The organism is Streptomyces sp. NPDC005878 (assembly GCF_040629815.1).
Classification (GTDB): domain Bacteria; phylum Actinomycetota; class Actinomycetes; order Streptomycetales; family Streptomycetaceae; genus Streptomyces.
Map to the genome: position 1 here is coordinate 15,023 of NZ_JBEXWK010000049.1, position 21,214 is coordinate 36,236.

A 21,214-nucleotide genomic window follows, 5' to 3' on the forward strand; every position below is an offset into this window, starting at 1 on the left:
AACTCATGCGCCCCCGCCGGAAGGCGCTGCTGCGGCTCGCCGCCTGGTCGGCGCTGGAGGCGGGGGAGACCTTCCTGCTCGGCTACGCGCTGGCCCGGGCGCTCGACCGGGGCTTCCTCGCGGGCCGCACCGGGACCGGCCTCGCCTGGCTGGGGCTCGCCGCGCTCGGTGTGGTGGCCGGGGCGTTCGGGACCGGGCGGGTGCATCTGGCGGTGGCCGCGCTCGTCGAGCCGGTGCGCGACGACCTCGTACGCCGGGTGGTGCGCCGGGCGCTGCGGGCGCCCGACGGGGCGGCGGTCTCCCGCCTCACCCACCAGGTGGAGATCGCCCGCGACACGCTCGCCGGTCTGGTGATGGTGTCGCGGACCTTCGTCGTCACGGCCGTGGGGGCGCTGATCGGGCTGTGCTCGCTGGCGCCGGTGCTGCTGCCGGTGGTGGCGCTGCCGCTGGCCGCCTCCCTCGCCCTCTTCCTCGCCACCCTGCGCCCGCTCGCCCGCCGCCAGGAGGTGTTCCTCGCCGCCGACGAGGCCCTGGCCGCCGAACTCGGCCTCGTGGTCGGCGGGTTGCGCGACATCACGGCGGCCGGGGCGCAGGACCGGGTGGCGGCCGGTGCGGGGGAGCGGATCGACGCCGAGTTCCGGGCTTCGCGCTCGCTCGCCCGCTGGGGGATGCTGCGCACCCTCGCGGCCGGGGTCGGCGGCCGGCTGACCGTCGTGCTGCTGCTGGTGACGGCCCCCTGGCTGCTCGGCCACGGGGTCACTCCCGGCGCGTTCGTGGGCGCCCTCGCCTATGTCACCCAGTCCCTGATCCCCGCCCTCCAGTCCCTGATGCAGGGGCTCGGCACCTCGGGGGCGCGGCTGTTCGTGGTGCTGCGCAGGCTGACGGCGGACGGGGACCCGCCACCGCACCCCGCGCCCCCGGCCGGCGAGCCCGGCCCCGGCGAGGCCGTGCGGCTGCGGGGGGTGACCTTCGCGTACGGGCCGGGAGCCGCGCCCGTCGTCGACGGTCTGGACCTGACCGTGCCCCACGGCGGGCATCTCGCGGTCGTCGGCCCCAGCGGCATCGGCAAGTCGACCCTGGCCGAACTCATGGCGGGCGTGCGCGCCCCCGACCGCGGCGAAGTTTTACGCGGCTGCGCGCGGGTCCTGGTGCCCCAGCAGGCGTATGTGTTCACCGACACCGTCCGCGCCAACCTCACCTATCTGTGCCCGGACGATCCGGAGGGCCCGGAGGCGGCAGAGGCCCCGGAGGCTCGGGAGACGGCGCCCGACGGCCCGCTCGGTGGACCGCCCGACGGCCCGCCCGGTGACCCGCCCGACGGCCCGCCCGGTGGCCCGCCGGGGGACGACGCCCTCCTCCTCGCCTGTACGGCCGTGGGCGCCCACGAGCTCGTGGACCGCCTCGGCGGGCTCGACGCGCCCGTGGTCCCGTCCGAACTCTCGGCGGGGGAGCGGCAGTTGATCGCTCTGGCCAGGGCGTACGCGGCCCCCGCGCCCCTGGTCCTGCTCGACGAGGCGACCTGCCATCTCGACCCGGCGGCCGAGGCGCGCGCCGAGGGGGCGTTCGCCCGGCGGCCCGGGACGGCGCTGGTGGTCGTGGCGCACCGGACCGCCTCTGCGCGCCGGGCCCGGCAGGTGCTGGTGCTGGGCGGCGCGGGGGTCGAGTGCGGGACACACGACGAACTGCTGCGAGGATCCGCGTTCTACCGGGAACTGACCGGATTACACCCATCCCTCGCCCTGGGAGATGCGGATGGCGTCCACGCGGTTGCGGGCGCCGGTCTTACGGGTGATCGCCGCCATGTAGTTCCGCACGGTCCCGTTGGACAGATGGAGACTGTGCGCGATGTCCGCGATGGAGGCGCCCTCGGCGGCGAGTGAGAGCACGCTCAACTCCCGTCTGGTGAGCGGCATCTCGGCCGCCCGCAGGAAGCCGCAGCCCAGCGAGTCGTCGACGAATCGCTGGCCCGCGGCGGCCCGTCTTATGGCGCCGATCAGCCGCTCCGGTGTGGCGTCCTTGTCGACGTAGCCGAGGGCGTGCGCCTCCACGGCCTGGCGCAGCAGGCCGGGCCGGTTGGCGCTGGCCAGCACGACGAGCCGGGTGCCCCGCGACCCGTTGTGCCGGCTCTGTAACTCCCCCAGTGGCGCGATGCCGTAGGAGTCGGAGCAGTCGAGGTCCACGGCGCACACATCCGGCCGCAGCACCCGCGCCCGGGCGGGTGCGCTGCGCCAGGGCGCGTGGTGGACCTCCAGACCGGGTTCCCGGCCCAGTCGGTCGGCCAGTGCCGACCGCATCAGACAAGCGTCGTGCACGAGAAGTACCCGGATCACGTTTCAGCCCCCTCCAGCTCCCCGCCTACCGGTTGCCTTCCACTGGCACGCGAAACATTTCTATCCGGGGGCCGGGGCGGGGGAAGCCGCATAATCGGCCATGGGGTGGCACGGGGGCGCGTACGGCGCACGGAGTGGGCACGGCCGGGCGCAGGCGTCGGACCTGCGCGCCGGGCGCGGAGCCCTGCCACCGACAGAACGGGCCATAGCGGGCGCGGCGGGTCGAACACGGCGGGACCGGCGGACCGGCGGGGCCGATGAGAACGGCCGGATCGGGCCGAACCGACCCGGCGCGGAACCGGTCGGGGGCGGCCGGCGTCCCTACGGACCGGGCGCCGCGGGTCCGTTCAGACCGGCAGGTCGTCCTCGGCCGTGAGGTCGATCAGCCGGCACACCGTCTCGATGTCGATCTTCACCTGGGCGATGGAGGCCCGCCCGGACAGCCAGGTGATCAGGGCGGAGTGCCAGGTGTGCTCGATGACGCGGACCGCCGAGAGCTGCCGAGGGCTCGGGTGGTCCAGGCCCATGGCGTCCAGGATGATGGCGGTGGTCTGCCGGGAGACGGTGTCCACCTCGGGGCTGACCGAGCGGTCGGCGAAGGTGAGGGCGCGCACCATCGCGTCCGCGAGGTGCGGCTCGCGCTGGAGCGCGCGGAACGCCCGCATCAGCGTCTCGGCGACCCGCTGCGCGGCGGAGTCGCCGGACGGCGGGTGCTTGCGGAGCGTGGAGTGCAGATGCTGGAGCTGGTCCTGCATGGTGGCGACCAGCAGATGGATCTTGGAGGGGAAGTAGCGGTAGAGCGTGCCGAGCGCGACCCCCGCGGCCTCGGCCACCTCGCGCATCTGCACCGCGTCGAAGCCGCCCCGGCTGGCCAGCTGGGCGCTGGCGTGCAGGATGCGGCGGCGGCGCGCCTCCTGGCGCTCGGTCAGGACGGGCGACGCGACGATGGCCGCTCTGGCTTCCGCTGTCATCTGTCCCGTTCCGTCGTCCGATTCCCGCTGTTCCCGTGGGCCCGACGGCCCGTTTCCGGGGGCACAGCATGGCAGGGGCCCCCGTGGTGGCGCGAATCACCTGATCCGGCCCTCACACGCGCGCTACCTGCCGGTAGATTCAAAGCTTCCCCAGGCTCCGGACGGAGATCAAGAAGGATCAAGTCTGGAACTTGTTCTAGATTAGCGCGAGCGGTTACGCTCCGGCGAAACGCAGCGATGAAGGGGCCGCGAGTGACCGCAGAGGCCATAGAGGCAAACCCGCACACAGGGGAGCCGGCCCGTGCGGGTGACCGCCCGCTGCGGATCGCCCTCCTGACGTACAAGGGCAATCCGTTCTGCGGCGGCCAGGGCGTCTACGTACGCCACCTCTCCCGCGAACTCGCCCGTCTCGGGCACAGCGTGGAGGTCATCGGCGCGCAGCCCTACCCTGTCCTGGACGAGGGCGTCCCGCTCACCGAGCTCGCCAGCCTGGACCTGTACCGCTCGCCGGACCCGTTCCGTACGCCCGGGAAGGACGAGTACCGGGACTGGATCGACGCCCTGGAAGTCGCCACCATGTGGACCGGCGGGTTCCCCGAGCCGCTGACGTTCTCGCTGCGGGCCCGGCGCCATCTCGCCGCCCGCAAGGGCGAGTTCGACGTCGTCCACGACAACCAGACGCTCGGCTACGGCCTCCTCGCCGACCTCGGCGCGCCCCTGGTCACCACGATCCACCACCCCATCACCGTCGACCGGCAGCTGGAACTGGACGCCGCCGGGGACTGGAAGCGGCGCGCCTCGGTGCGCCGCTGGTACGGCTTCACCCGGATGCAGAAGCGGGTCGCGCGGCGGCTGCCGTCGGTGCTCACCGTCTCCGGCTCCTCCCAGCGCGAGATCGTCGAGCATCTCGGGGTGCGCGAGGACCGCGTCTCGGTGGTGCACATCGGCGCCGACACCGGCCTGTGGTCCCCGGACCCCTCGGTGGCCGAGGTGCCCGGCCGGATCGTCACGACCTCCAGCGCGGACGTACCGCTCAAGGGGCTCGTCTTCCTCGTCGAGGCGCTCGCCAAGGTGCGCGCCGAGCACCCCGGGGCGCACCTCGTCGTCGTCGGCAAGCGTGCCGAGGACGGGCCGGTCGCCCAGGCCATCGAGAAGTACGGGCTCGGCGGCGCGGTCCGCTTCGTCAAGGGCATCTCCGACGCGGAGCTCGTCGACCTCGTACGGTCCGCGCAGGTCAGCTGTGTGCCCTCGCTGTACGAGGGGTTCTCGCTGCCGGCAGCGGAGGCGATGGCGACGGGCACCCCGCTGGTGGCCACGACCGGGGGCGCGATCCCCGAGGTGGCCGGGCCCGACGGCGAGACGTGCCTGGCGGTGCCGCCGGGCGACCCGCAGGCGCTGGCCACCGCGCTCGTACGGCTGCTGGGCGACCCGCAGCTACGGGCCCGGCTCGGCGCGGCCGGGCGGCAGCGGGTGCTCGACCGGTTCACCTGGGCCCGGGCGGCCGAGGGCACCGCCGAGCTCTATCGCTCCGCGATCGCCGGCAAGGGCCGCTCCGCGGCCAGGAAGCCCGCGGGGTGACCCCGCACCGCACCCGCCCCAGCCGCTCCGCGCCCCCACCCCCCGGCCGCTCCGCGGCCCCCGCAGCTCTCCATCCGAAAGGGCAGACCCCGTGCTGACCGTCGACTTCTCCCGCTTCCCGCTCGCCCCGGGCGACCGCGTGCTCGACCTGGGCTGCGGCGCGGGCCGCCACGCCTTCGAGTGCTACCGGCGCGGCGCGCGGGTCGTGGCGCTGGACCAGAACGGCGAGGAGATCCGCGAGGTCGCCAAGTGGTTCGCGGCGATGAAGGAGGCGGGTGAGGCGCCCGAGGGGGCGACCGCCACCGCGATGGAGGGCGACGCGCTCAACCTGCCCTTCCCCGACGCCTCCTTCGACGTCGTGATCATCTCCGAGGTCATGGAGCACATCCCGGACGACAAGGGCGTGCTCGCCGAGATGGTCCGCGTCCTCAGGCCGGGCGGCCGGATCGCGGTCACCGTGCCGCGCTACGGGCCGGAGAAGGTCTGCTGGGCGCTCTCCGACGCGTACCACGAGGTCGAGGGCGGCCACATCCGCATCTACAAGGCCGACGAACTGCTCGGCAAGATGCGCGAGGCGGGCCTGAAGCCGTACGGCACGCACCACGCGCACGCGCTGCACTCGCCGTACTGGTGGCTCAAGTGCGCGTTCGGGGTGGGCAGGGACGGCAAGGACGCAGCGCTGCCGGTGCGGGCGTACCACAAGCTGCTCGTCTGGGACATCATGAAGAAGCCGCTGGTCACGCGGCTGGCGGAGCAGGCGCTCAACCCGGTCGTGGGCAAGAGCTTCGTGGCGTACGCGACGAAGCCGCACCTCGCCCCGCTGGACGCCGCGGCCCCGCTCGCCCCGACCGGCAAGGCCGGCGCCCAGTGACCTCACCGGAGCGGACCGAACACCTGGTCCTGCCGGGGGTGCTCACCGCCGCGCAGGCCACCGCGACCGTGGCCGGCATCCTGGCCGTGCAGCGCGAGGACGGCGCCATACCGTGGTTCCGCGGGCACCATCTGGACCCCTGGGACCACACCGAGGCCGCGATGGCCCTGGACGCGGCCGGCGAGCACGAGGCGGCGGGACGCGCCTACGAGTGGCTCGCGCGGCACCAGAACGACGACGGGTCCTGGTACGCGGCCTACCACGACGGGGACTTCGCGCAGGTCACCGACCGGGGCCGGGAGACCAACTTCGTCGCGTACGTGGCGGTGGGGGTCTGGCACCACTACCTCGCCACCGGCGACGACACCTTCCTCGACCGCATGTGGCCGGTGGTGTACGCGGCCGTGGAGTTCGTGCTGAGGCTCCAGCAGCCGGGCGGGCAGATCGGCTGGAAGCGCGAGGAGGACGGCTCGCCCGTCACCGACGCGCTGCTCACCGGCAGCTCCTCGATCCACCAGGCGCTGCGGTGCGCGCTGGCGATCGCGGAGCAGCGGGAGGAGCCGCAGCCGGACTGGGAGCTGGCCACGGGCGCGCTCGCGCACGCGGTGGCCCGCCACCCCGAACGCTTCCTCGACAAGTCGCGCTACTCGATGGACTGGTACTACCCCGTGCTCGGGGGCGCGGTGAGCGGCACGGAGGCGAAGAAGCGCATCCAGGCGCGCTGGGACGACTTCGTGGTGCCCGGGCTCGGGGTGCGCTGCGTGCTGCCGAACCCGTGGGTGACGGGCGGCGAGAGCTGCGAGCTGGCGCTCGCGCTGTGGGTGGTGGGCGAGTCCGACCGCGCCCTGGAGATCCTCCAGTCCATCCAGCACCTGCGGGCCGGGGACGGCCTGTACTGGACGGGGTACGTCTTCGAGGGCAACCGGGCGGTGTGGCCGGAGGAGCTCACGACGTGGACGGCGGGGTCGCTGCTGTTGGCGGTGGCGGCGCTGGGGGGTGACGAGGCGACGACGGCGGTGTTCTCCGGCGACCGCCTCCCGCGCGGCCTGCCCCCGCAGTGCTGCGCGTCCCCGGCCCCGCCCGTTTCCTGAACCGCCGGGGGCGGGGGCCCTCCGGGGGTGGGCGGGTGGTCGGGCCTCGTTTCCCCCGCGGGCGGCGGGTGGCCGCTCGCGCGGTTCCCCGCGCCCCCAACCCCGTTTTCGGCTGCGGACCGTGGTGGGTTGCTCGCGCGGTTCCCCGCGCCCCTAGGCAGTTAGGGGCGCGGGGAACTGCGCGCTCAGCCACAACGGCCCGCAGACGAACATCGGGGGGAGAACCCCCTGCGGCGCCCCGGACTCGAATGGCCCATCCGGGTGGCCCGGTGCCGCCGGGTGGGTGACGCTGCCGGGGAGACACACCCGTCCCCGGAGGTCACCGTGCCCAGTACGCTCCCGCTCCGCCGCATACTCGCGGCGGTCGTCCTCTCCACCGCCCTCCTGGTGTCGACGACCGCCTGCGGAGGCGAATCCAAGAGCGCCCGCAACAGCCTGACCGCGGCGGAGGCCGGCGCCTCCCCGTCCAGCACCTTCGAGAAGCAGAAGCTCGCCAAGACGCGCTTCGTCGCCAACGCGGGCCTCGCGGCGGGCGCCGCCTACCAGTGGATCGTGAAGCCGTACAAGGCGGGCAAGTTCAAGAAGGGCGCCAAGGGCCGGACGTTCGCCCTGGTGAAGGCGGGCCTCGCCGGAGCCTTCACGTACAACCGGCTGAAGGCGGCCGTGAACAACGCCAAGGGCGACCCCCTCCTCTCCAAGGCCGTCGCCCCGCTCACCTCCGGCATCGAGTCCCTCAAGGGCCTCGGCGGCAAGCTCCGCAAGGGCGACGCCACCGACGCGGACGTCGGGATGTTCGAGAACGTCATCAACGGGGTGAAGGGCGCGGGCAAGAGCGCCGGCGCGGAGGTCAAGGACCAGGTGCCGTCGGCCTCGCAGCTCAGCGGCGGCTGACCTCGGCCACGGACGGCCGGGGCGGCGAGGGGCACGGCGACGGCCAAACCGTCGTGCGTCCCGCCCCGCACCCGGTCAGCCGTCCGGCGTCCCGTTCAGCTCCGCCAGGACGCGCAGGGTCGTCGGGTCCGGTGACATGACGAGGAGGTCCGTCACCGGCCCCGTCCGCCACGCCGCCAGCCGCTCCGCGATCCGCTCGCGCGGCCCGACCAGCGAGATCTCGTCCGCGAAGGCGTCCGGCACCGCCCCCACCGCCTCCTCGCGGCGGCCCTCGGCGAACAGCGCCTGGATCCGGCGGGCCTCGGCCTCGTACCCCATCCGCGCCATCAGGTCGGCGTGGAAGTTGCGGGCCGCGTGCCCCATGCCGCCGATGTAGAAGCCGAGCATCGCCTTCACCGGCAGCAGCCCCTCGGCGACGTCGTCGCAGACGTGCGCGCGGACCATGGGGGCGACGGTGAAGCCCTCGGGCGCCCCGGCGAGCGGGGTCCGGTACGCGTCCAGGCGGGTCGGCGACCAGTACAGCGGCAGCCAGCCGTCCGCGATCCGGGTGGTCTGGGCGATGTTCTTGGGGCCCTCGGCGCCGAGCAGCACCGGCAGGTCCGCCCGGAGCGGATGCGTGATCGGCTTCAGCGGCCTGCCGAGACCGGTGCCGTCAGCGCCCCGGTACGGGTGCGGGTGGAAGCGGCCGTCCAGCTCCACCGGCGCCGCGCGCCGCAGCACCCGCCGGATCACCTCCACGTACTCCCGGGTCGCGGTCAGCGGGCTGGAGGGGAACGGCCGTCCGTACCAGCCCTCCACCACCTGCGGCCCCGAGAGCCCGAGGCCCAGCATCATCCGGCCGCCGGAGAGGTGGTCCAGGGTCAGCGCGTGCATCGCGGTCGCGGTGGGGGTGCGGGCCGCCATCTGCGCGACGGCCGTGCCGAGGCGGATCCGCGAGGTGTGGGCGGCGATCCAGGTGAGCGGGGTGAAGGCGTCCGACCCCCAGGCCTCGGCCGTCCACACCGAGGTGTACCCGAGGCGTTCCGCCTCCTGGGCGAGCCGCACGTGTCCGGGGTCGGGGCCGCGGCCCCAGTAGCCGAGTGCGAGTCCGAGCCGCATACCGCCGCCCCCTGCCCGTATCTGACGGATCGTCAGAGGAGCGTACGGGAACGGCCCCCCGCCCCGGAAGGGGTGGGGGGCCGTTCTCGGCGGTACGGACTCCGGCCGGGGCCGGGGCGCGGGGTCAGCCGCGCTGGATGCCCGTGGTGTCCTGGAGGACGCCGCGGCGGCCGTCCTGCGTCTGCGCGACCAGGGCCGCGCCGCGCTGCTCCACCGCGAGGTACCAGGTGCCGGGCGCGAGCTCGGCGATCGGGGTGGCCGAGCCGTCCTCCGGGTACAGCTGGCGGGCCACCGGGACGGCGAACCAGAACGGGGCGAAGTCCCCGGCCGGGCCGCCGGCGGCGGGCTGCTGCTGGGCCGCGGCGGGCGCCGGGGTCTGGCCGCCCTGGCTCTGGTCGGCGCCCTGGGGCGCGAACGGCTGGGGCTGCGGGGCGCCGGGGTAGCCGTAGCCACCGGCGGGCTGGTTGCCGTAGGGCTGGGCGCCGTACGGGGCCACGGCCGGGCTCGGGTTGCCCATCAGCGGGGCCTTGAGCGCGGCGACCATCGGGCCGGCCACGGCGCCCGCGGCGAGCACCAGCGCGGCGATGAGGCCGAGGATCATGCCGGCGCCGGCGCTGTCCATGTCGATGATGGTCCAGAACGCCGTCCACGCCGAGAAGATCGTGAAGGCGGTGCCGAACTGGCCCAGGTCCATCCCGGCGAACTTCCGCGGCTGCGGCAGCGAGCGGGCCACGACGATCAGGACCGCGCCGATGATGCCGGCGAGGAACATGCTCATCAGCAGACCCAGCGCGTCCCACGCGTTCGGAACGTTGGCGTGGGAGCAGATGGTGCCGACGCAAGCGTTGTCGACCGAGTAGAGATCGAGGAACGAGGCGATGAACAGCACCACCGCTGCTCCGATCACCACGCCGTCGCCTCGCGTGAGGGAGCGGATGTTCACGTAATAGTCCTTTTTGGGTCGTCTCGTCGGGGCGGTCATCGCTGCCGCCGGTGTACGTGCACACGGCGCGAAGCACGGGGGTGGTTCCCCACCCGGAGGAGAATCTATCGTCTGACCGGGTGGGAAGTCCCCTCGGTGCTCAGACCGTGACCGACCCGCAGCCGACCGCTCCCGTCGGCCCGCCCCTCACTTCGCCAGGAAGTCGCCGATCCCGTCCGCGATCCCCTGGGCCGCCCGCTGACGCCAGCCCGCGTCTCCCAGCAGGGCCGCGTCCCCGGAATCCCGCATGTTCCCGCACTCGATGAACACCTTCGGCACGGTGGACAGGTTGAGCCCGCCGAGATCCTTGCGGACGTCCAACCCGGTGCCGTCGCCCACGTAGTTGGAGGGCGGCATGCTGGTGGCGTGCACGAACTTCCCCGCGATCCTCACACCCAGCTCACGCGAGGGGCCCACGATCGGGGCGGTGTTCGCCTTCCCGGCGTTCACCAGCGCGGGCAGGATCACGTGGAACCCGTGGTTGCCCTGCGCCGAGCCGTCGGCGTGCACCGAGACGACCGCGTCGGCCCTGGCCCGGTTGCCGATCGCCGCGCGCTCGTCCACGCACGGGCCGAACGGCCGGTCGCCGTCCTGGGTGAAGGTGACGGTCGCGCCCTGCTTCTCCAGCAGCGCCCGCAGCCGGTGCGAGACGTCCAGGGTGAACGCGGCCTCGGTGTACCCGCCCCTGGTGTCGGTGCCGGTGGTGTCGCACTCCTTCTTGTTCGTCCCGATGTCGACCTGGCGGTTGATCTCGGCGGCGTGCTGGAAGTTGCCGGGGTTGTGCCCCGGGTCGATCACCACGACCCGCCCCGCGAGCGGTCCGGTGGGCCGGGACGCCTGGGAGGACGGGGAGGAGGCCGGCGCCGAGGGTGAAGGGGTGGCGGGCACGGTCGCGGCCGGCGGCTCGGCGCCCCCGTTCCCCGAGGGCCGGGCGGCGGGCGCGCTGGGCAGCGGCAGCACCTTCGGCGGCTTGTCGTCGTGGCTGCCGGAACCGTCCATGGCCTGCCACACCAGCCAGCCGGCCAGGACGGTCGGGACCAGCGCGGCGGTCACGATGACGAGGTTGCCGCGCAGCCGGCGCCGGGGCGGGGTGGGGGACTCGCTGTCGTACGACACGCAGTGATGCTAGGGCCTGTCCGGTGGATCCGGTGGCTCCGGCTTACGGGGTGTCGGTCCTGTCACACCCCGGCGCCGGTACGGCGCAGGACGCGCAGCGAGTCGGTGGCCGAGACCTCGCTGAACGCTCCGGAGGCCAGGGCCCGCAGATAGACGCGGTACGGGGCCTGGCCGGTGAACTCATCGACCGGGTCGGGGAAGACGTCGTGGATCACCAGGAGGCCGCCCTCGGCGAGGTGCGGGACCCACCCCTCGTAGTCCCCGGTGGCGTGCTCGTCGGTGTGGCCGCCGTCGATGAAGACGAGCCCCACCCGGCCGCCCCAGGCCCGCGCCACCTGCGGCGAGCGCCCGACGACCGCGATCACGTGCTCTTCGAGGCCCGCCCGGTGCAGGGTGCGGCGGAAGGTGGGCAGGGTGTCCATCAGGCCGACCTCCGGGTCGACCACGGACGGGTCGTGGTACTCCCAGCCCGGCTGCTGCTCCTCGCTGCCCCGGTGGTGGTCGACGGTGACGGCGACGGTCCCGGTGGCGCGGGCGGCGTCCGCGAGCAGCAGGGTGGAGCGGCCGCAGTAGGTGCCGACCTCCAGGAGCGGCAGGCCCAGCGCGCCCGCCCGGACGGCTGCCTCGTAGAGGGCGAGCCCCTCGCGTACGGGCATGAACCCCTTCGCGGCCTCGAAGGCGGCGAGGATCTCCGGCTCGGGTGTCGCCATGGCAGGGCTCCTGGGGGTCGGGCGCGGGGCTTGGTACGGGATGCGGCGGCCGGTGCTCGCGCTGCCGGGCGCCACATCCTAATCCCCGGCCGATCCCGTCCTCGATCTGACCTTCCGTCAGAATGGAACGTGTTCTACTCTGTCGCCGTTCCAGCGGCGGCCACGGCGGGGGAGTGCGGATGGGCATCGGGATCACCCGGGAACAGCGCGCGCTCGCCGACGCGGTACGGGGCGGCCTCGCGCGGGCGGTGCCGCCCGAGGCGGTGCGAGAACTTCTCGACGCGGACGGCGCCCCCGCCGCCCGGCCGCCCTACTGGGACGCGCTGGCCGCCCAGGGCCTGCTCGGAATCCACCTGGGCGAGCGGTACGGCGGCGGGGGTCTGGTGGAGCTCGCCGTGGTGCTGGAGGAGGCGGGCCGGGCCGCGCTGCCGGGCCCCTACCTGCCCAGCGTGCTCGCCGCGGCGGTACTGGAACGGGCCGGGCACGCCCAGGCGGTGGAGGCGGTCGCGACCGGGGCGCGGACGGCGGCCGTGGCGCTCGGCCCCGGCGGCCTCACCGCCGTACCGGACCCGCACGGCTGGACGCTCGACGGGGCCGCGCCGCCCGTCCTCGCCGGAGCCCAGGCCGATCTGCTGGTCCTGGCGGCGCGGGCGGGCGAGGAGGTGGTGTGGCTGGCGGTGGACGCGGGGGACCTGGACATCCGGGCGCACACCGGCGCCGACCCCACCCGCCCCACCGCCCAGGTCACCGCCCGCGGCCTCGCCGTCCCTCGCGAGCGGGCGCTCACCGTGGACCCCGCGCTCGTCCACGACCTGGCGGCCGTCCTCTTCGCCGCCGAGGCCTGCGGCACCGCCGCCTGGGCACTTCGGACGGCGGTCGCCCACGCCAGGACGCGTGAGCAGTTCGGGCAGCCCATCGGCCGGTTCCAGGCGGTCAAGCACCTCTGCGCCGACATGCTGCTCCGCACCGAGCAGGCGCGGGCCCTGGTGTGGGACGCGGCGCGGGCGGCCGGGACGGAACGGGCCGAGGTGCGCGGCCTGGTGGCGTCCCTGGCGGCGGCCACGGCCCTGGACGCGGTCCTCACCTGCGCCCAGGACTGCGTCCAGATCCTCGGCGGCACCGGCTTCACCTGGGAGCACGACGCCCACCTCCATCTGCGCCGCGCCCTGGTGGCCCGCCAGCTCCTCGGCCCGGGCGACACCCACCGCCAACGGGCCGTCCGGCTCGCCGGGGCCGGGGCCCGCCGTGAACTGCGCCTCGAACTCCCCGAGGAGGCCGAGGAGTTCCGCGGCCCGGCGCGCGAGGCCGCCGAGTCCGTACGCGGCCTCGACCCCGCGTCCGCCCGGCGCGCCCTCGCCCCCACCGGATACGCCGCGCCGCACCTGCCGCCGCCGTACGGCCTGGGCGCCGGGCCCGTGCGACAGCTCGTCGTCCAGGAGGAGCTCCGCGCGGCCGGGGTGAAGGTCGCCGAGCTGGGGATCGGCACCTGGGTGGTGCCGTCGCTCCTCGCGTACGGCACGAAGGAGCAGCAGGAGCGCTTCCTGCCGCCGACCCTGCGCGGGGACCTGCTGTGGTGCCAGCTGTTCTCGGAGCCCGAGGCCGGCTCGGACCTCGCGAGCCTGCGCACCCGGGCGGAACGCACCGGGGACGGCTGGCGCGTCACCGGCCAGAAGGTGTGGACGAGCGCGGCCCAGTGGGCGGACCACGGGATCCTGCTCGCCCGGACCGACCCGGAAGCCCCCAAGCACCAGGGCCTGACGTACTTCCTCGTCGACATGAGGAACACCCCCGGGATCGACGTCCGGCCCCTGCGGGAGATCACCGGCGACGCGCTCTTCAACGAGGTGTACTTCGACGGGGCCCTCCTGCCGCCGGACGCGGTCGTCGGCGAGCCGGGCGACGGCTGGCGGGTCGCCCGCAACACCCTCGGCAACGAACGCGTCCACATGGCCGACCAGCTGACCTTCGACACCGGTCTGGAGGCGCTGCTCGCCCGCGCGGACGGACTCGACGGCGCCCACCGCGCCCGGATCGGCGCCCTGGCCGCCGAGGCGCACGCGCTCGCCTGCCTCGGGCTGCGCACCACCCTGCTCCAGGTGTCCGGCCTGGAGCCCGGCGCCGGGGCGAGCGTGCGCAAGCTCGTCCAGACGCTCCACCAGCAGAAGGTGGCCGACCTCGCCCTGGAACTGCTGGGACCCGCGGGCGCGACGGCCGAGGGCCCGGCGGGGCAGGCCGTCCACGGCTTCCTGATGTCCCGCTGCCTGACCATCGCGGGCGGCACCACGCAGGTCCAGCTCAACGTCGTGGCCGAGCGGATCCTCGGCCTGCCACGAGACTGAACGAACCGAAGGAGCGGGTACGTGAAGAGCTTGGTGGCCGGGATCGGGACGACGGACTTCGTGAAGCCCGAGACGCGGGAGTGGCGGTACTGGGACATGGCACGCGAGGCGGGGACGGCCGCGCTCGCGGACGCCGGGATCGGATACGGGCAGGTGGAGCAGGTCCTGGCGGGCTACTGCTTCCAGCCGTCGACGGCGGGCCAGCGGGCGGCGTACGAACTGGGGCTCACCGGTGTCCCCGTCCACAACGTCAACAACAACTGCGCCACCGGGTCGAGCGCGCTGATGCTGGCGCGGCAGCTGGTGGAGGGCGGGGTGAGCGCGTGCGTACTGGCGCTGGGCTTCGAGAAGATGAAGCGCGGCGCGCTGGGCGGCGGGGCGGACGGCGGCGACTTCGCCACGTCCCCGGTCGCCCGCCACTACGGCGTGATGGCCGCCGCCCACGGCTTCGAGGCGACCCCGCCGACGGCGCAGATCTTCGGCAACGCGGCGCGCGAGCACATGGAGCTGTACGGGACGACCGAGGCGCAGCTGGCGGCGGTCGGCGCCAAGAACCACCGGCACTCGGTGCACAATCCGCACGCCCAGTTCCAGGTGGAGTACTCGGTGGCGCAGGTGCTCGCCTCGCCGCCGGTCCACCGGCCGCTGACACGGCTCCAGTGCTCGCCCACCTCGGACGGGGCGGCGGCGGCCGTCGTCGTCTCCGAGCGGTTCGCGGCGGAACACGGCCTGGAGGAGCGGGCGGTGGAGATCGTCGCGCAGGCGATGGCGACGGACACCGAGGAGTCCTTCGCGTCCGGCCGGTGCATCGACGTGGTCGGGGCGGGGATGTCGCGGGCGGCGGCGTCGGCGGTGTACGAACGCGCCGGACTCGGCATCGAGGACGTCGACGTCGTCGAGCTGCACGACTGCTTCTCCATCAACGAGCTGCTGACGTACGAGGCGCTGGGGATGTGCGGGGAGGGGGAGTCCGGGAAGCTGGTGGAGTCCGGGGCGACGACGTACGGCGGCCGGTGGGTGGTGAACCCCTCCGGCGGCCTGATCTCCAAGGGGCACCCGCTGGGCGCGACGGGGCTGGCGCAGGTGGGGGAGCTGGTGACCCAGCTGCGGGGCGAGGCGGGGGCCCGGCAGGTGCAGGGCGCGACGGTGGGGCTGGCGCACAACGTGGGGCTGGGCGGGGCAGCGGTGGTGACGCTGCTGCGCAGCCCGCGGTAGGTCCTACCCCGACCCCGTCCCCCTCCACCCACGGACCGTGGGGGGCCGCAGACGCGGTACCCCGTGGGGCCTGTCCCCCCTTTCGCCGGCGGGGTTCCCCAAGGGCCTGTCCCCTTTCACCGGCGCGGTTTTCCAGAGGCTTCCCCCCCCCCTTTCGCATGCGCGGCTCCCCAGAGGCCTGTCCCCTTTCGCCTGCGGACCGTGCCGGGTTGCTCGCGCAGTTCCCCGCGCCCCTGGGTGGTCAGGGGCGCGGGGAACTGCGCGCTCAGCCACCTACGGCCCGCGGGTGCCCACCGGGCCGGTCAGGGGCGCGGGGAACTGCGCGACCAGCCCCCACCGGCCCGCGGGTGCCCGCCGGCTATGCAAGGGGCTGCGGCCGGAGCCGCAACAGGCCGCCCGCCAGAGGGCTTTCGAGAAGGGGCGGGGTGGGGAAACACACCCCCGTGCGACCATGGCCCGCATGGTCCAAGCGCCCCCAGACACCGCAGCCATACCCACCCGCACCCACCCCACCCGCACCTGGCTCGTCCTCCTCGCCGCCTGTGCCGGCCAGTTCCTCGTCGTCCTCGACGTCTCCGTCGTCAACGTGGCCCTCCCCTCGATGCGGACCGGGCTCGGGATGAGCCCGACGGGGCTGCAATGGGTCGTCAACGCCTACTCCATCGCGTACGCCGGGTTCATGCTCCTGGGCGGCCGCGCCGGGGACCTCTTCGGACGCAAGCGCATGTTCCTCGTCGGCCTCGCCCTGTTCACCGGCGCCAGCCTGGCCGGCGGCCTCGCCCAGGAAGGGTGGCAGCTGCTGGTCGCCCGGGGCGTGCAGGGGCTCGGCGCCGCCGTGCTCGCGCCCTCCACGCTCACCATCCTGACCGCCGCCGTCCCCGAGGGCGCGGCCCGTACGAGGGCCATAGGCACCTGGGCGGCGGTCGGCGCGGGCGGCGGTGCGGCGGGCGGACTCGTCGGCGGGGTGCTCACCGACACCCTGTCGTGGCGCTGGGTGCTGCTCATCAACGTGCCCGTCGGCGCCCTCGTCCTCACCGGCGCCGCCCTGTGGATCACGGAGAGCCGCGCCGCCACCCGCAACCGCCTGGACCTGCCGGGCGCGGTCGCCGTCACCGGCGGGCTCGCCGTCCTCGCGTACGGCATCGTGCAGACCGAGCAGTCCGGCTGGACCGCGCCGCAAACGCTCGCCCCGCTGCTCGGCGGGCTCGCGCTGCTGGGGACGTTCCTCGCCGTCGAGGCCCGCGCGGCGGCGCCGCTGATGCCGCTGCGGCTGCTGCGGATCCGGGCGGTGTCGTCCGCCAACATCGTGATGTTCGCCTGCGGCTCGGCCACCTTCTGCACCTGGTACTTCATGACCCTGTACGCGCAGAACGTCCTCGGCTACACCCCGCTGGGCGCCGGACTCGCCCTCGTTCCCAGCTCGTTGAGCATCGTCCTCGGCGCCAAGATCGCACCCCGGCTGATGCCGGTGACCGGGACCCGCAACCTCACCGTCATCGGTGTGCTGATGGCCGCCGCCGGTTTCGGCTGGCAGTCCACGATGCACGCGCACGACCCGTACTGGATGGCGATCCTGGTGCCCGGCATGCTGATGATGACCGGCGCGGGCCTGGCCACCACCCCGCTCGCCTCGCTCGCCACCTCCGGCGCCGCACCCGGCGAGGCGGGGCTGGTGTCCGGTCTCATCAACACCTCCCGCACCATGGGCGGCGCGCTGGGCCTGGCCGTCCTGTCGACCGTCGCCACCGCCCGTACCGGCGACACCCTGACGCCCGAAGCGCTCACCGACGGCTACGCGCTCGCCTTCCGCACCGGCGGCTTCGTGCTGCTCGCCAGCACCGCGGTCGCGCTGGTGTGGCTGCCGAGGACGACGGCGCCGAAGAAGTGACGACGAGGAGACAGCGCCGAGGAAAGAGCACCGAGGAGGTGGCAGCGGAGGTGGCAGTGGTTCAGAGCCAGCCCTGCTGCCGCGCCGCCCGTACCGCCTCCATGCGGTTGCGGGTGCTCGTCTTGCCGATCGCCGCCGAGAGGTAGTTGCGCACCGTCGACTCCGACAGGTGCAGCCTGCCCGCGATGTCGGCCACCGTCGCGCCGTCCACCGACGCGTTCAGCACGTCCCGCTCGCGCGCGGTCAGCGGGTTGGCGCCCGCGCTCAGCGCCGCGGCCGCCAGCGCCGGGTCGATCACCGTCTCGCCGCGCAGCACCCGCCGGACCGCCTCGGCCAGGTCCTCCACCGGCCCGTCCTTCACCAGGAACCCCGCCGCGCCCGCCTCCATCGCGCGCCGCAGATACCCGGGCCGCCCGAAGGTGGTGAGGATCAGCACCCGGCAGTCGGGGCACTCCTCGCGCAGGTCGGCCGCCGCGTCCAGACCGCTGCGGCCGGGCAGTTCGATGTCGAGGAGGGCGACGTCGGGGCGGGTGGTGAGCGCCGTGGACACGATCGCGTCGCCCGCCGACACCTGGGCGACCACCTCGATGTCCTCCTCCAGGCCGAGCAGCAGGGCCAGCGCGCCCCGCATCATGCCCTGGTCCTCGGCGAGCAGGACTCTGATCATGCCGTTCTCCCCATCGTGCGGGCCGTCATCGGCGGGCGGCCCCGTGTTCTGTTCCCGGCCCCTGTCCCCGCCCGAGCTCCGCTTCGAGCGCGGCGTCGGCCGGGTCGACCGGGAGCTCGGCGCTCACCTGGAAGCCGCCGCGCGGCCCGGGACCCGCGCCGAGTGAACCGCCGGCCGCCGCGAGGCGTTCGGTGAGACCCTTCAGACCCGTGCCGCCGATCCTGCCGCCGATCCGTGGACCGGGAGCTCCGGGCTGTACGGATGGTACGCCGCGCCCGTCGTCGGTGATCTTCAGCCGTACCCGCTCGGGCGCGCCGTCGACCACGATCTCGCAGCGGGTCGCGCCGCTGTGCCGGACGACGTTGGTGACCGCCTCCCGCACCACCCAGCCGAGCAGCGCCTCCACCTGCGAGGGCAGCGGCGGCCCCGACAGGCGTACCACCGGCTCGACTTCGGCCGCGAGCAGCGCCGAGCGGGCCCGGTCCAGTTCGGTGCCGAGGCTGCCCTCGCGGTAGCCGGTGACGGCCTCGCGGATCTCGGTGAGCGCCTGGCGGCCGACCGACTCGATGTCGGCGACCTGGCCCAGCGCGGCGTCCAGGTCGCGCGGGGCGAGACGGCGGGCCGCCTCCGACTTCACCACGATCACCGAGAGCGTGTGGCCGAGCAGGTCGTGCAGGTCGCGGGAGAAGCGGAGACGTTCCTTCTCCACGGCGGTACGGGCCAGCTCCTGGCGGGTGTCGCGCAGTTCGCGCACGGTCTGGGAGAGCGAGAGGACCGCCGCCGTGACCATGCCGGACAGGAACGTGCCGTACGCGATGGTCACGTTGTCCCACACCTCGCCGGCCTCCATCCCGGAGATGGCGCCCGCCGAGCTCGCCAGCACCATGACCGCGAGACCCAGCTTCCGCTCGCGCAGCACCGCGCCGCAGGCCAGCGAGAGCAGCGGGAAGAAGAACAGCCAGGTGCCGCCGTAGGAGAGGCTCAGGGCGTAGGTGATCGCGGCCATCGCGCCCAGGATTCCCAGCGTGGCGCGGCTCTCGCGCTTCTCCTTGACGAAGGCGCGGAAGGAGACGGCGACGTAGAGGGAGGTGAAGGCCAGCAGGCCGGCGCCGCCGATCCACGGGTGGGGGGTCGTGCCGTCGAGGAGGCTGGAGAACGCGCCCAGGCCCATCAGCAGCCAGGGCAGCAGCGTGTAGGCGCTGGCCGGGGGGCCGGGAAGGTCGGCGTCGCGGTCGCAGCCCTTCCTCGCCCTCGCGTCGGCCACCGCCCGCACCGGGCCCTTCGGCAGAAGTCGTACCACCGTCTCGTTCTCCCCGTTCATCGTGCTCACACCGTCCTCGCGGACCGCCGGTAGGAGATCACGGCGTACGAGCCGAACGCCAGCAGCCAGCCGCCGAGCACCGCGGCCGTCCCCGCGCCGGGGGCCGAGCCGTGCGCGACCGCCCAGCCGAGGTCGCCGAAGCGGTGGGCCGGGCTGTACGCGGCGATGGAGGCGAGCCAGTGGGGGAACGAGGAGAGCGGGAACCACAGTCCGCCGACCACCGCCAGCCCCATCAGGCATGCCACGTTGACCACACTCATGGCCTGCGGGTTCAGCCGGTAGCCGTTGCCGAGGCCCAGCAGGGTGAAGGGGAGTGCCCCGGCCCACAGCAGCAGCGCGAGCGCCGCCCACTGCCAGGCGGCCAGCCGTACGCCGTTGACGAGCGCGCCCGCCGCGAGCACCGCCAGGACCGCCGGCAGCACGGTCGCGGAGCCGCTGACCGCGCGGCCCGCCACCACCCGGGACGGGGTCAGCGGGGTGATCCGCAACTGGCGCAGCCAGCCCGCGCTCCGGTCGGCGCAGACCGCGCCACCCGCGTTCAGGGACGCGCCGAGCGCGCCGTACGCGGCCATGCCGACCATCGAGGTGACCTTCCAGTCGGCCGAATCGCCGTTCCCCGAGCCGATGTTGGTGAAGAGCAGATACATGAGCACCGGCATCCCGATGCCGAACAGGACGAAGGAGGCGTCGCGGAAGGTGCGGCGGATTTCGAGGAGGACGTAGCCGGGCATCAGACGGTCTCGCTCTCGTGGACGGAGCCGACGGCGGAGGTGAGGGAGAGGAACGCGTCCTCCAGGCCGGCCGGGGCGACCTCCAGGCCCCGGACCGCGCCGAGCCGGGCGAGCTCCACGACCACGGCGTCCGGGGCGTCGGTGCGCAGCCGGGCGCGGTCGCCGCGGACCTCGACCGAGACGACGCCCGGGAGCGCGGTCAGGCCCGCGCTGGGGGCGCCGGCCAGATCGAAGGAGACCAGGCTGCCGCCGGCCGCGCGCTTGATCCGCTCGCCGGGGCCGTCGGCGACGATCCGGCCGTGGTCGACGATGACGATCCGGTCGGCGTTGTCGTCCGCCTCCTCCAGGTAGTGGGTGGAGAACAGCACGGTGTTGCCCCGGGCCGCGTAGGCGCGCATGGCGTCCCAGAACGCGCGGCGCGACTCGACGTCGAGCGCGGCGGTCGGCTCGTCCAGGACCAGCAGCGCGGGCGCCCCGGCGATGGCGACGGCGAAGCGGACGCGCTGGGCCTGGCCGCCGGAGAGCCGGTCGACGCGGCGGTCGGCGAACTCCTTGAGCCCGGCGAGCGCGAGGGCCTCCTCGACCGGCATCGGCTCCGGGTAGGTCGAGCCGACGAAGGCGACGAGCTCGCGGACGGTGACGCGGGGGATGGGCTGCCCCTCCTGGAGCATCGCCCCCACGAGCCCCGCCCGCACCGCGCGCCCTGCCGTCCGCCCGAAGAGCCGCACCTCACCCGCGTCCGGCTCGTCGAGCCCGAGCAGGAGGGCGAGCGTGGTGGACTTGCCGGCCCCGTTGCGCCCGAGCAGGGCGACGGTCTCACCCCGGCGGATGTCGAGATCGATACCGTCGACGGCACGGAGGTGGCCGTAGGCCTTGACCACGCGGGTGAGGCGTATGGCGGGGGGTGGTTCGTGGGGTGCTGAGGATGCGCTCTGCGTCATACCGCCGACGCTACGGATGCGCCGGGGGCGGGTGGGAGATGTTCTTGTACGGGGTTGTGGGGGACAAATGTCCTGGCCCGGGGTTTGCCTGCGGCCCGATGGTGGGCCGGTCGCGCAGTTCCCCGCGCCCCTGATGGGCCGGGGGGTCGTCTGCGGCCCGGTGGTGGGCTGGCCGCGCAGTTCCCCGCGCCCCTTTTTGGCCCGGCGTTCGTCTGCGGGTGGGGTGGTGGTTGCTCGCGCAGTTCCCCGCGCCCCCTTTCGGCCCGGCGTTTGTCTGCGGTCCGGTGGTGGGCTGGTCGCGCAGTTCCCCGCGCCCCGTTTCGGTCCGGCGTTTGTCTGCGGGTGGAGTGTGGTTGCTCGCGCAGTTCCCCGCGCCCCTGGGGGGGGGTGGGGTGACCGGGGCCGAGAGGGCAGGGGCCAGGCACGCCGCCACCACCGCCGCGAGGACCGCGAGCACCAGCGCCACGATCGCCC

At 74.3% G+C, this 21,214-nt stretch carries 17 protein-coding genes and 1 pseudogene; 8 read left to right on the top strand and 10 right to left on the bottom strand.

Annotation, left to right across the window (positions count from 1 at the left end; translation table 11 throughout):
• The first annotated feature begins 5 nt into the window (after positions 1–5).
• Positions 6–1,880, top strand: a complete 1,875-nt coding sequence (locus tag ABZ404_RS38350; RefSeq protein ID WP_358835106.1) for an ABC transporter ATP-binding protein — start codon at positions 6–8, stop codon at positions 1,878–1,880.
• On the opposite strand, the pseudogene ABZ404_RS38355 reads toward ABZ404_RS38350, so the two are convergent.
• Positions 1,806–2,330 (bottom strand): annotated as a pseudogene (locus tag ABZ404_RS38355) (response regulator transcription factor); the annotation flags it as partial. The gene ABZ404_RS38350 and the pseudogene ABZ404_RS38355 sit on opposite strands and share 75 nt — an antisense overlap.
• A gap of 347 nt (positions 2,331–2,677) precedes the next feature.
• Positions 2,678–3,301: a TetR family transcriptional regulator gene (locus tag ABZ404_RS38360; protein WP_358835102.1), complete on the bottom strand. Its 624-nt coding sequence runs from the start codon at positions 3,299–3,301 to the stop codon at positions 2,678–2,680.
• 252 nt (positions 3,302–3,553) lie between these two features.
• Here ABZ404_RS38360 and ABZ404_RS38365 point away from each other — a divergent pair, with 252 nt between their 5' ends.
• The 4 genes from ABZ404_RS38365 to ABZ404_RS38380 all read left to right on the top strand — a co-directional run bounded on the left by ABZ404_RS38365 (position 3,554) and on the right by ABZ404_RS38380 (position 7,732).
• Entirely contained in the window at positions 3,554–4,879 is a 1,326-nt protein-coding gene (locus ABZ404_RS38365) for a glycosyltransferase family 4 protein (protein ID WP_358835103.1), read from the top strand.
• A 91-nt stretch (positions 4,880–4,970) separates the two neighbouring features.
• The gene (locus tag ABZ404_RS38370; protein ID WP_358836316.1) at positions 4,971–5,750 is read left to right on the top strand and encodes a class I SAM-dependent methyltransferase; all 780 of its coding nucleotides are present in this window, start codon (positions 4,971–4,973) and stop codon (positions 5,748–5,750) included.
• The gene (locus ABZ404_RS38375) at positions 5,747–6,841 is read left to right on the top strand and encodes a prenyltransferase (protein WP_358836317.1); all 1,095 of its coding nucleotides are present in this window, start codon (positions 5,747–5,749) and stop codon (positions 6,839–6,841) included. The genes ABZ404_RS38370 and ABZ404_RS38375 overlap by 4 nt, the downstream gene beginning before the upstream one ends.
• A gap of 324 nt (positions 6,842–7,165) precedes the next feature.
• A complete protein-coding gene (locus ABZ404_RS38380) occupies positions 7,166–7,732 on the top strand; it encodes a hypothetical protein (RefSeq protein WP_358836318.1) in 567 nt (188 codons plus the stop codon).
• A 75-nt stretch (positions 7,733–7,807) separates the two neighbouring features.
• Here the strand turns inward: ABZ404_RS38380 and ABZ404_RS38385 are convergent, their stop codons facing one another.
• From ABZ404_RS38385 to ABZ404_RS38400, 4 genes are all read right to left on the bottom strand, one after another.
• Positions 7,808–8,830, bottom strand: coding sequence for an LLM class F420-dependent oxidoreductase (locus ABZ404_RS38385; protein WP_358836319.1), 1,023 nt, complete (start codon positions 8,828–8,830; stop codon positions 7,808–7,810).
• Between the two features lie 124 nt (positions 8,831–8,954).
• Complete coding sequence (locus ABZ404_RS38390) at positions 8,955–9,773, bottom strand: hypothetical protein (RefSeq protein WP_358836320.1); 819 nt, start codon at positions 9,771–9,773, stop codon at positions 8,955–8,957.
• Between the two features lie 186 nt (positions 9,774–9,959).
• The gene (locus ABZ404_RS38395; protein WP_358836321.1) at positions 9,960–10,928 is read right to left on the bottom strand and encodes an N-acetylmuramoyl-L-alanine amidase; all 969 of its coding nucleotides are present in this window, start codon (positions 10,926–10,928) and stop codon (positions 9,960–9,962) included.
• 62 nt (positions 10,929–10,990) lie between these two features.
• The gene (locus ABZ404_RS38400) at positions 10,991–11,638 is read right to left on the bottom strand and encodes a class I SAM-dependent methyltransferase (RefSeq protein WP_358836322.1); all 648 of its coding nucleotides are present in this window, start codon (positions 11,636–11,638) and stop codon (positions 10,991–10,993) included.
• Positions 11,639–11,817: 179 nt separating this feature from the next.
• Between ABZ404_RS38400 and ABZ404_RS38405 the strand changes: the two genes are divergently transcribed.
• The 3 genes from ABZ404_RS38405 to ABZ404_RS38415 all read left to right on the top strand — a co-directional run bounded on the left by ABZ404_RS38405 (position 11,818) and on the right by ABZ404_RS38415 (position 17,080).
• Positions 11,818–13,977 carry an acyl-CoA dehydrogenase gene (locus ABZ404_RS38405; protein WP_358836323.1) on the top strand — a complete coding sequence of 720 codons (2,160 nt, stop codon included), beginning with the start codon at positions 11,818–11,820 and terminating at the stop codon, positions 13,975–13,977.
• Between the two features lie 21 nt (positions 13,978–13,998).
• Entirely contained in the window at positions 13,999–15,192 is a 1,194-nt protein-coding gene (locus ABZ404_RS38410) for a Nonspecific lipid-transfer protein (RefSeq protein WP_358836324.1), read from the top strand.
• 460 nt (positions 15,193–15,652) lie between these two features.
• Positions 15,653–17,080 carry an MFS transporter gene (locus ABZ404_RS38415; RefSeq protein ID WP_358837239.1) on the top strand — a complete coding sequence of 476 codons (1,428 nt, stop codon included), beginning with the start codon at positions 15,653–15,655 and terminating at the stop codon, positions 17,078–17,080.
• A gap of 61 nt (positions 17,081–17,141) precedes the next feature.
• Here the strand turns inward: ABZ404_RS38415 and ABZ404_RS38420 are convergent, their stop codons facing one another.
• The 4 genes from ABZ404_RS38420 to ABZ404_RS38435 are packed head-to-tail and all read right to left on the bottom strand — an operon-like array spanning position 17,142 to position 20,740.
• Complete coding sequence (locus ABZ404_RS38420; RefSeq protein ID WP_358837238.1) at positions 17,142–17,747, bottom strand: response regulator transcription factor; 606 nt, start codon at positions 17,745–17,747, stop codon at positions 17,142–17,144.
• A 25-nt stretch (positions 17,748–17,772) separates the two neighbouring features.
• A complete protein-coding gene (locus tag ABZ404_RS38425; RefSeq protein WP_358837237.1) occupies positions 17,773–19,077 on the bottom strand; it encodes a histidine kinase in 1,305 nt (434 codons plus the stop codon).
• Positions 19,074–19,799, bottom strand: a complete 726-nt coding sequence (locus ABZ404_RS38430; RefSeq protein ID WP_358837236.1) for an ABC transporter permease — start codon at positions 19,797–19,799, stop codon at positions 19,074–19,076. The genes ABZ404_RS38425 and ABZ404_RS38430 overlap by 4 nt, the downstream gene beginning before the upstream one ends.
• Positions 19,799–20,740 (bottom strand): ABC transporter ATP-binding protein, encoded by a 942-nt coding sequence (locus tag ABZ404_RS38435; protein WP_358837235.1) that lies wholly within the window; start codon positions 20,738–20,740, stop codon positions 19,799–19,801. Before ABZ404_RS38435 ends, ABZ404_RS38430 begins: the two co-directional genes overlap by 1 nt.
• Positions 20,741–21,214: the final 474 nt, after the last annotated feature.

What these genes read in the sequence shown, in the direction of transcription:
- ABZ404_RS38420 (WP_358837238.1), bottom strand. Translation starts at nt 17,747, where the DNA reads ATGATCAGAGTCCTGCTCGCCGAGGACCAGGGCATGATGCGGGGCGCG.
- ABZ404_RS38350 (WP_358835106.1), top strand. Translation starts at nt 6, where the DNA reads ATGCGCCCCCGCCGGAAGGCGCTGCTGCGGCTCGCCGCCTGGTCGGCG.
- ABZ404_RS38400 (WP_358836322.1), bottom strand. Translation starts at nt 11,638, where the DNA reads ATGGCGACACCCGAGCCGGAGATCCTCGCCGCCTTCGAGGCCGCGAAG.
- ABZ404_RS38430 (WP_358837236.1), bottom strand. Translation starts at nt 19,799, where the DNA reads ATGCCCGGCTACGTCCTCCTCGAAATCCGCCGCACCTTCCGCGACGCC.
- ABZ404_RS38405 (WP_358836323.1), top strand. Translation starts at nt 11,818, where the DNA reads ATGGGCATCGGGATCACCCGGGAACAGCGCGCGCTCGCCGACGCGGTA.
- ABZ404_RS38385 (WP_358836319.1), bottom strand. Translation starts at nt 8,830, where the DNA reads ATGCGGCTCGGACTCGCACTCGGCTACTGGGGCCGCGGCCCCGACCCC.
- ABZ404_RS38415 (WP_358837239.1), top strand. Translation starts at nt 15,653, where the DNA reads ATGGTCCAAGCGCCCCCAGACACCGCAGCCATACCCACCCGCACCCAC.
- ABZ404_RS38360 (WP_358835102.1), bottom strand. Translation starts at nt 3,301, where the DNA reads ATGACAGCGGAAGCCAGAGCGGCCATCGTCGCGTCGCCCGTCCTGACC.
- ABZ404_RS38435 (WP_358837235.1), bottom strand. Translation starts at nt 20,740, where the DNA reads ATGACGCAGAGCGCATCCTCAGCACCCCACGAACCACCCCCCGCCATA.